General features: G+C 36.0%; 8 protein-coding genes. 6 read left to right on the top strand and 2 right to left on the bottom strand.

All coding sequences use genetic code 11. The features are described from left to right. The first annotated feature begins 348 nt into the window (after positions 1–348). The 4 genes from LEUCM_RS09800 (at position 349) to LEUCM_RS09780 (ending at position 3,855) form a co-directional block, all read left to right on the top strand. Positions 349–1,278: a replication initiation protein gene (locus LEUCM_RS09800; RefSeq protein WP_025016516.1), complete on the top strand. Its 930-nt coding sequence runs from the start codon at positions 349–351 to the stop codon at positions 1,276–1,278. After that, positions 1,271–1,837: an HTH domain-containing protein gene (locus LEUCM_RS09795; RefSeq protein WP_025016515.1), complete on the top strand. Its 567-nt coding sequence runs from the start codon at positions 1,271–1,273 to the stop codon at positions 1,835–1,837. Before LEUCM_RS09800 ends, LEUCM_RS09795 begins: the two co-directional genes overlap by 8 nt. After that, positions 1,825–2,913, top strand: a complete 1,089-nt coding sequence (locus LEUCM_RS09790; protein ID WP_082268407.1) for a restriction endonuclease subunit S — start codon at positions 1,825–1,827, stop codon at positions 2,911–2,913. The genes LEUCM_RS09795 and LEUCM_RS09790 overlap by 13 nt, the downstream gene beginning before the upstream one ends. Positions 2,914–3,009: 96 nt before the next feature. Further along, on the top strand, positions 3,010–3,855 hold the full coding sequence (locus LEUCM_RS09780) for a GIY-YIG nuclease family protein (RefSeq protein ID WP_056936492.1): 846 nt from the start codon (positions 3,010–3,012) through the stop codon (positions 3,853–3,855). 127 nt (positions 3,856–3,982) lie between these two features. Here LEUCM_RS09780 and LEUCM_RS09775 read toward each other — a convergent pair whose 3' ends face one another. Both LEUCM_RS09775 and LEUCM_RS09770 read right to left on the bottom strand, forming a co-directional pair. Then, positions 3,983–4,339 carry a type II toxin-antitoxin system YafQ family toxin gene (locus LEUCM_RS09775; RefSeq protein ID WP_025016519.1) on the bottom strand — a complete coding sequence of 119 codons (357 nt, stop codon included), beginning with the start codon at positions 4,337–4,339 and terminating at the stop codon, positions 3,983–3,985. Next, the gene (locus LEUCM_RS09770; protein WP_003586674.1) at positions 4,339–4,617 is read right to left on the bottom strand and encodes a type II toxin-antitoxin system Phd/YefM family antitoxin; all 279 of its coding nucleotides are present in this window, start codon (positions 4,615–4,617) and stop codon (positions 4,339–4,341) included. The genes LEUCM_RS09775 and LEUCM_RS09770 overlap by 1 nt, the downstream gene beginning before the upstream one ends. 76 nt (positions 4,618–4,693) lie before the next feature. Here LEUCM_RS09770 and LEUCM_RS09765 point away from each other — a divergent pair, with 76 nt between their 5' ends. Continuing rightward, positions 4,694–5,281, top strand: a complete 588-nt coding sequence (locus tag LEUCM_RS09765; RefSeq protein ID WP_025016518.1) for a site-specific integrase — start codon at positions 4,694–4,696, stop codon at positions 5,279–5,281. Between the two features lie 357 nt (positions 5,282–5,638). Further along, complete coding sequence (locus LEUCM_RS09760; protein WP_025016517.1) at positions 5,639–5,851, top strand: hypothetical protein; 213 nt, start codon at positions 5,639–5,641, stop codon at positions 5,849–5,851. The last annotated feature ends 363 nt before the right edge of the window (positions 5,852–6,214 follow it).

Here is a 6,214-nt window from a genome sequence, read left to right as displayed (position 1 = left end):
AACGAACGAAGTGAGGCGCAAGGAGCGTAGCGACTGGAGTTGAATGTGAGCCGGTTTTTGGCTCACTCCTTTGTGTTTTTTGTTTCTAGATTTTAATCTCGTACAGCGGTGCCTCTTTTATACCTCTTTTATAAACCTCTTTTAAACCTCTTTTAGACCCCTCTTGAGCCTTACTCTCCCAGGGAATACAGGAGTTTATGGATAGAGTTTTGTCTGTTTATGGATAGAGTTTTGTCTGTTTATAGATAGAGTTTTGTCTGTTTATAGATAGAGTTTTGTCTGTTTATAGATAGAGTTTTGTAGTATTATATATTCATAAAACCATATTCATTAAAAGAGGTGCTTCATTTGAGTAATGAAATTGTTAAATATGATCCTGAATTAAATACAATCCCACTTCGAAAATTCACTCCTGTTGAAATGAATTTATTCTTCTCAATAGTTTCTAGAATGCGTGACAAGGGTGACGAAACTGTAAGGTTTTCATTTGATCAATTAAAAGAATTAAGTGCATATAAACCTACAGCAAATAACCGATTTATTGACGATATTGAAAGTACTTATCAAAAAATTTTAGGCTTACGCTTTGGAAGACGTAGTAAAGATGGGCTGCATCGTGAATTTTTTGTTATGTTTACCGAATTTGAGATAAACGGCCATGCTGATGATCCTTATGTTGATATTAAAATTTACCCCAAAGCTATAAAATTATTAAATGAGCTGGAAAGTTGGGTTCGTTATGCTTTATCAGAATTCAGAGATTTAAAAAGTAGCTACGCAAAAACCATGTTTCGGTTACTAAAACAATTTAGAACTACTGGGTACGCTTACTTTTCAGTTGCAGACTTTAACGAGCTATTAGATGTCCCTAAAAGCTATAAAAGTAGCAATATAAATCAATCCGTTTTAAAACCCATCAAAGAGGAACTTACGCCTCTTTTTAGAGGCCTAACGGTTAGAAAAAAATATGGTAAAGGCCGCGGGAAACCAGTGATTGGGTATTCTTTTACTTGGAAGCCTGAAAAGAAAGACGCTAACGACTTCTCACAAGGTCAATTTCAAGATGAACGTCAAAAACTCTTTAACATTCAGCATAATGCTGAATTAACAGAACAGGAAAAATGGCGCGCCATTGACAAGGTTAAGGGGCTAACTTTAGGCTCTACTGAGAAACAAGCATTGGCTGATAAACAGGCCGAGCACGATAAAAAAATAAGAGATCAAGCACGAAAAGAAGCACTTGCTGAACTCCGAAAGGGGTTTGGAAATAATGCCTAAAACAATTAGAGAACTTGCTGATGAATTGGGCGTTTCAAAGCAGGCTATATGGCAAAAGATAAAAAGAGATGCGTCAATCGATTTACGTCAATTTACATCAACAAAAGGCAATACTGTTTACGTTGATGTTGATGGGCAAAAAGCTATTAAAGCAATGTTCTCAAACAATTCGTCAACAAGATACCGTCAACAAAAAGATGATGTTGACGACAACAAAAAAGATGCGGTTGATGGACAAGATGAAGTGAAATTCCTTCGAAATTTAGTATCAGAAATTCAATCTGAAAAGAAAGAGTTACACAAGTTACTAGATCAGCAACAAAGATTGGCCTTGCAAGATAAAAAGTTGCTAGAAGAATACAAGGCGGAAAATGATAACTTAAAAGCCCTCAAAATGCCCTCACAGGAAACAGAATTCAAACACTTAGACAATCAATATAAAGATGAAGTGAACGCTCTTAAAGAGAAGTTGGAAAATTTGCAGGAACAAATCAAAGATCAAAAAAGGATAGAAGAACAAGAAAAACCAAGAAAATGGTGGGGACTATGGCGAAAATAGATGATTCAGTTAAAAAGAAAGTTCCAGAATTAAGGTTTCCGGGATTTACGGATGATTGGGAAGAGCGTAAGTTTGCTGATTTTATTGATGTTAAGTCTGGAAAAGACTACAAACATCTGAATTCGGGATCAATACCTGTCTATGGAACTGGTGGATATATGCTAAGTGTAGATAGAGCGCTATCAGATATAGATGCCATTGGGATCGGAAGGAAAGGGACAATTGATAAGCCTTATTTATTAAAAGCGCCTTTTTGGACTGTCGATACCTTGTTTTACGCTGTTCCTAAACAAAATATTGACCTTCAATTTTCACTATCTATTTTTAAAAAAATAAATTGGAAAAAATTTGATGAATCTACTGGTGTACCTAGTTTATCGAAAACTGTAATTAATAGTGTGGGTGCTTCTGTTCCCAGTTATGAAGAACAACAAAAAATAGGCTCATTCTTCCAACAGTTAGATGAAACTATCGCTCTTCATCAACGTAAGTTAGATTTGCTCAAGGAACAGAAAAAAGGCTACTTGCAAAAAATGTTCCCTAAAAATGGTGAAAAAGTTCCTGAATTGCGATTTACGGGGTTTGCTGACGATTGGGAAGAGCGTAAGTTAGGTGAAGTTGCAACTCTTAGCTCCAGCAAAAGAATTCATTTAAGCGATTATGTAACGGAAGGCATCCCGTTTTATAGAGGAGGTGAAATTAGTACAGGCGGAATCACAGGAAACCAAGAATTGTTTATTTCTCAAGAAAAGTTTGATGAAATAAAAGAAAAATATGGTGTCCCATCAGAAGGAGATATATTAGTTACTGCTGTAGGAACGTTAGGAAACCTTTGGAAGGTTGATAGCCGTAGGTTTTATTATAAAGATGGAAATCTAATTCAAATTAGTAAAATGCAGGTAAACTCAGATTATTTATTAACTTACTTTACTGGTGGGATAGGAAAGAAACGTTTGCTTGATAGTGCAGCCGGCTCTAATCAAAAAGCTTTAACTATGGTAAAGATGCGTGAAATAACAGTAGATTTCCCAAGCGAAGATGAACAAAAAAAATTGGAGCCTTCTTCAAGTCATTAGATGATACTATCACTCTTCATCAACGTAAGTTAGATTTGCTTAAGGAACAGAAAAAAGGCTTCTTACAAAAAATGTTTGTGTAGGCGTATAGATATTATGATTAAACTAAACGATATATTGACCATCGATGATTTTTCAGATTTTCGTATTAGATTTGTTTTATCTTGGGGAAACGAAACTGAACAAAACCCTTTAGAGAGATACCGAAATGATCCAGATGATCCAATGCGTCATTACCTTTGGAAAGGTAACAAAGCAACTGGATTTAAAGTCGGTACAAAAGTAATCGGCCTGATTCGACTTGCTGGAGATAACTGGTTATTAACACATGTCTTACAGATAACCGCTGTTAACGACGTCCCAATTGCTGCAGCATTGCCTACGATAGATGAACAGCTTAATTATTGGTACAATGCGGAACCAATGGAAAAATTCACAAAGTTTTTCGGCCGAGTTATTGTAAATTTTCACAACACTTCGCAAAATTTAATTCGACGTCCTGAAACCGTCATTGATGCAATGGAGGTTGTCGAGATATTAAGTAATAACTTTTCAGATCGAGACTTCCCAGGTTATGCTAACGTAACAATCACTTGGTCTCAGTTGCATCAAATTATTTCACGCAATAATCGTGAGTGGCGAACTGCGTTACAGAATCAAAAAGGTATTTACTTAATCACCGATACACATTCAGGTCAGCAATATGTAGGATCAGCTTATGGAGAAGAGATGATATGGGGGCGTTGGCAAGCCTATGTTTTGACGGGACATGGTGGTAACGAAGCGCTGAAAAAATTACCGTTTGAGTATATTAAACAGCATTTTCAATATTCTATTTTAGAAATCGCGGATGGTAAATCATCTGACCAATATATTTTTGAAAGAGAAAATTGGTGGAAGCAGGCATTACTAACGCGAACTTTTGGATACAATATGAATTAACATCAATCAGCTAAATGGGGTCCATATTATACAAATACCCCCTCGAAAACGTTGAAAGAATAACCCCTAATATCTATAATGTAGATATTAGGGGTTATTTATTTTTATATACCAGAAATAGCTTCTTTTATTCGTTATTTTTTCGATACCTTTTAGCACGATTTTGACCAGGAAATAAACGATCATGCGATCCGACTCGAATGCCAATTAAGACTAGTTCATCTTTATCAATCGTATAAACCACCAGGACATCGTTAGTTTCGCTTGGTGTTTTGTTTTTCGGGGTGTCTCGTAAATGAAATTCATTATAGCCGCTCATTCGCCGATTAAGCTCATGATCTTCAAATTCTGGTGGTAATTGTTGTTGCTCAAGCAACAGATCAATGGCTGCTCGAACTTCATCAATAATAGATTTGTCTAAACTGGCTAACCGTTTTAGATCAGCATTAAAGGTTGCACGTGGTTTAAATCTTAGTTTTTTCATTATTTAAACTGACCCCAATAATCATCATCTGATTCAACAATTTCATCGTCAGGTAAAACATGGCGTTTAATTAACTGATCACGTGCAATTGCATATTCTAACGAACCTTCTTTAGCTTTTAATGCTCTTTCTAGCCAGTCCATTTTTTCTTGTGAAACGATGGCTACTGCGCGACTATTTGAACGAGCAATATAAACGGTTTCGTCTTCGTCATTAACTTGATCTAAATATTTTTTTAGGTTAGCGCGAAAATCGCTCTGTGTTAGTGCTAATGTCATATTTACCACCCTTTCATTGTACTTAATATTGTACTTTAATTTGTACTAAAAATCAATTTTTTAAGGAGCTAAAACTATGCAACAAGTTGTCTTACCCATCAAAGATTCAAACGTTCTTAAAGAGGTTCAAGATACGTTACTCAATAACTTTAAAGCTGGCCGACGTAACTATACGATTTTTCAAGTTGGTAAAGCGACGCTACTGCGAGTGAGTGACGTTATGGGCTTAAAACAGGCCGATATTTTTAATCCGGACGGTTCTATTAAACAAAACGCGTTTATTCATGACCGAAAAACTGGTAAACCTAATACCTTGTACCTTAAACCTGTTCAAACAGAGCTCTTATTGTACCGTCAATGGCTGCTTGATCATAAGCTGGATTCTGAATGGCTCTTTCCTTCAATTCAACACCCAGAACGCCATATTACTGAAAAACAGTTCTACAAAATTATGAGTAAGGTTGGCGATCTGTTAGGAATTAATTATCTAGGTACTCATACGATGCGCAAAACTGGGGCTTATCGTGTTTACACGCAATCAAATTACAATATTGGCCTAGTCATGCACTTACTAAATCACTCAAGTGAATCAATGACTTTAGCTTATTTAGGCTTGGATCAAGCAAGTACAGAAAACATGTTGAACCAAATTGATTTTGGGTAAATTAGTTTGATTTTGTTGTCGCCAACGGCGACTTCTGATACAGGAAATTTAGCACAAACACCAGCAATTTTAATTGTGGTGTGTAAGTGCGCATTAAACTCATTTCATTCCGTTTAATGACGCTAAAAAATAGCTAACTTGATCATTAAAATAAAAGGTTTTTTTTAGTTCAATGCGCACTTACACGTCAACTAACTTTGACGTGTTTCGATACCCCAAAAATTGTATTAGATTTCGCTGCGCTCAAACAAATCTTTTTAATTGCTTTACACCGTTTTTCTTTCTAAACTTAATCACAATCTTTGAATAACTAACTATAAAAAGATGCCTTTAATTTAAACCTGAAATAATTAGCTAATGTTAGGAGTAACTCAGATGGACGAAAAGAAAGTATTAAAGCCAATTGATGAAATGCTTGCTGATCCTTGGCAAGTTGATATTCAAGAATTATTTGAAGCTTCTGTCAATGAACCTGACGAGATCAAAAAGAATTTGTATGATTCCCTATACACTTATATTTTACAAAAAAGGCAAGAAGATATTATTAGTCGTCCAGGTTTCGTCATTTAGCCCTCTAATAGCCTGCTGAGGGCTTTTTATTTTTGCTTTGGTATAAATATATATAAACAGTCTCAAAATCGCTAGAAACGAGAAATAAGGCCCTTAAAAACGAATATAGCAGTTAGATTCTTGTTAAGATTCAAAAAAACTAACTATTTGCTGTCAATGGTAGCGGACGAGCAAAGCGTGGGAGCATAAGGAATTGACAGCTCTAAACCAGTCTTAACACTGAATTGGCGAAAGCCAAAGTTTCTATAAAACTTTGCTTTCCTGCCTAACGGCGAGTGAAAAAGCGGTTAAGCTGGTTCAGCTTGGACGGGGTACGGGGCGTCAGCGCCCGTATTGAATGTGGCTTGCCACACCTTATCCGGC

The sequence above is a fragment of the Latilactobacillus sakei subsp. sakei DSM 20017 = JCM 1157 genome, from assembly GCF_002370355.1.
GTDB classification, from domain to species: domain Bacteria; phylum Bacillota; class Bacilli; order Lactobacillales; family Lactobacillaceae; genus Latilactobacillus; species Latilactobacillus sakei.
Note: the sequence above shows the minus strand (reverse complement) of the source record. Positions and strands in the feature narration are given on the sequence as shown.

Coding starts and splice junctions, on each gene's coding strand:
- LEUCM_RS09795 (WP_025016515.1), top strand. CDS start 1,271: ATGCCTAAAACAATTAGAGAACTTGCTGATGAATTGGGCGTTTCAAAG.
- LEUCM_RS09790 (WP_082268407.1), top strand. CDS start 1,825: ATGGCGAAAATAGATGATTCAGTTAAAAAGAAAGTTCCAGAATTAAGG.
- LEUCM_RS09780 (WP_056936492.1), top strand. CDS start 3,010: ATGATTAAACTAAACGATATATTGACCATCGATGATTTTTCAGATTTT.
- LEUCM_RS09775 (WP_025016519.1), bottom strand. CDS start 4,339: ATGAAAAAACTAAGATTTAAACCACGTGCAACCTTTAATGCTGATCTA.
- LEUCM_RS09770 (WP_003586674.1), bottom strand. CDS start 4,617: ATGACATTAGCACTAACACAGAGCGATTTTCGCGCTAACCTAAAAAAA.
- LEUCM_RS09765 (WP_025016518.1), top strand. CDS start 4,694: ATGCAACAAGTTGTCTTACCCATCAAAGATTCAAACGTTCTTAAAGAG.
- LEUCM_RS09760 (WP_025016517.1), top strand. CDS start 5,639: ATGTTAGGAGTAACTCAGATGGACGAAAAGAAAGTATTAAAGCCAATT.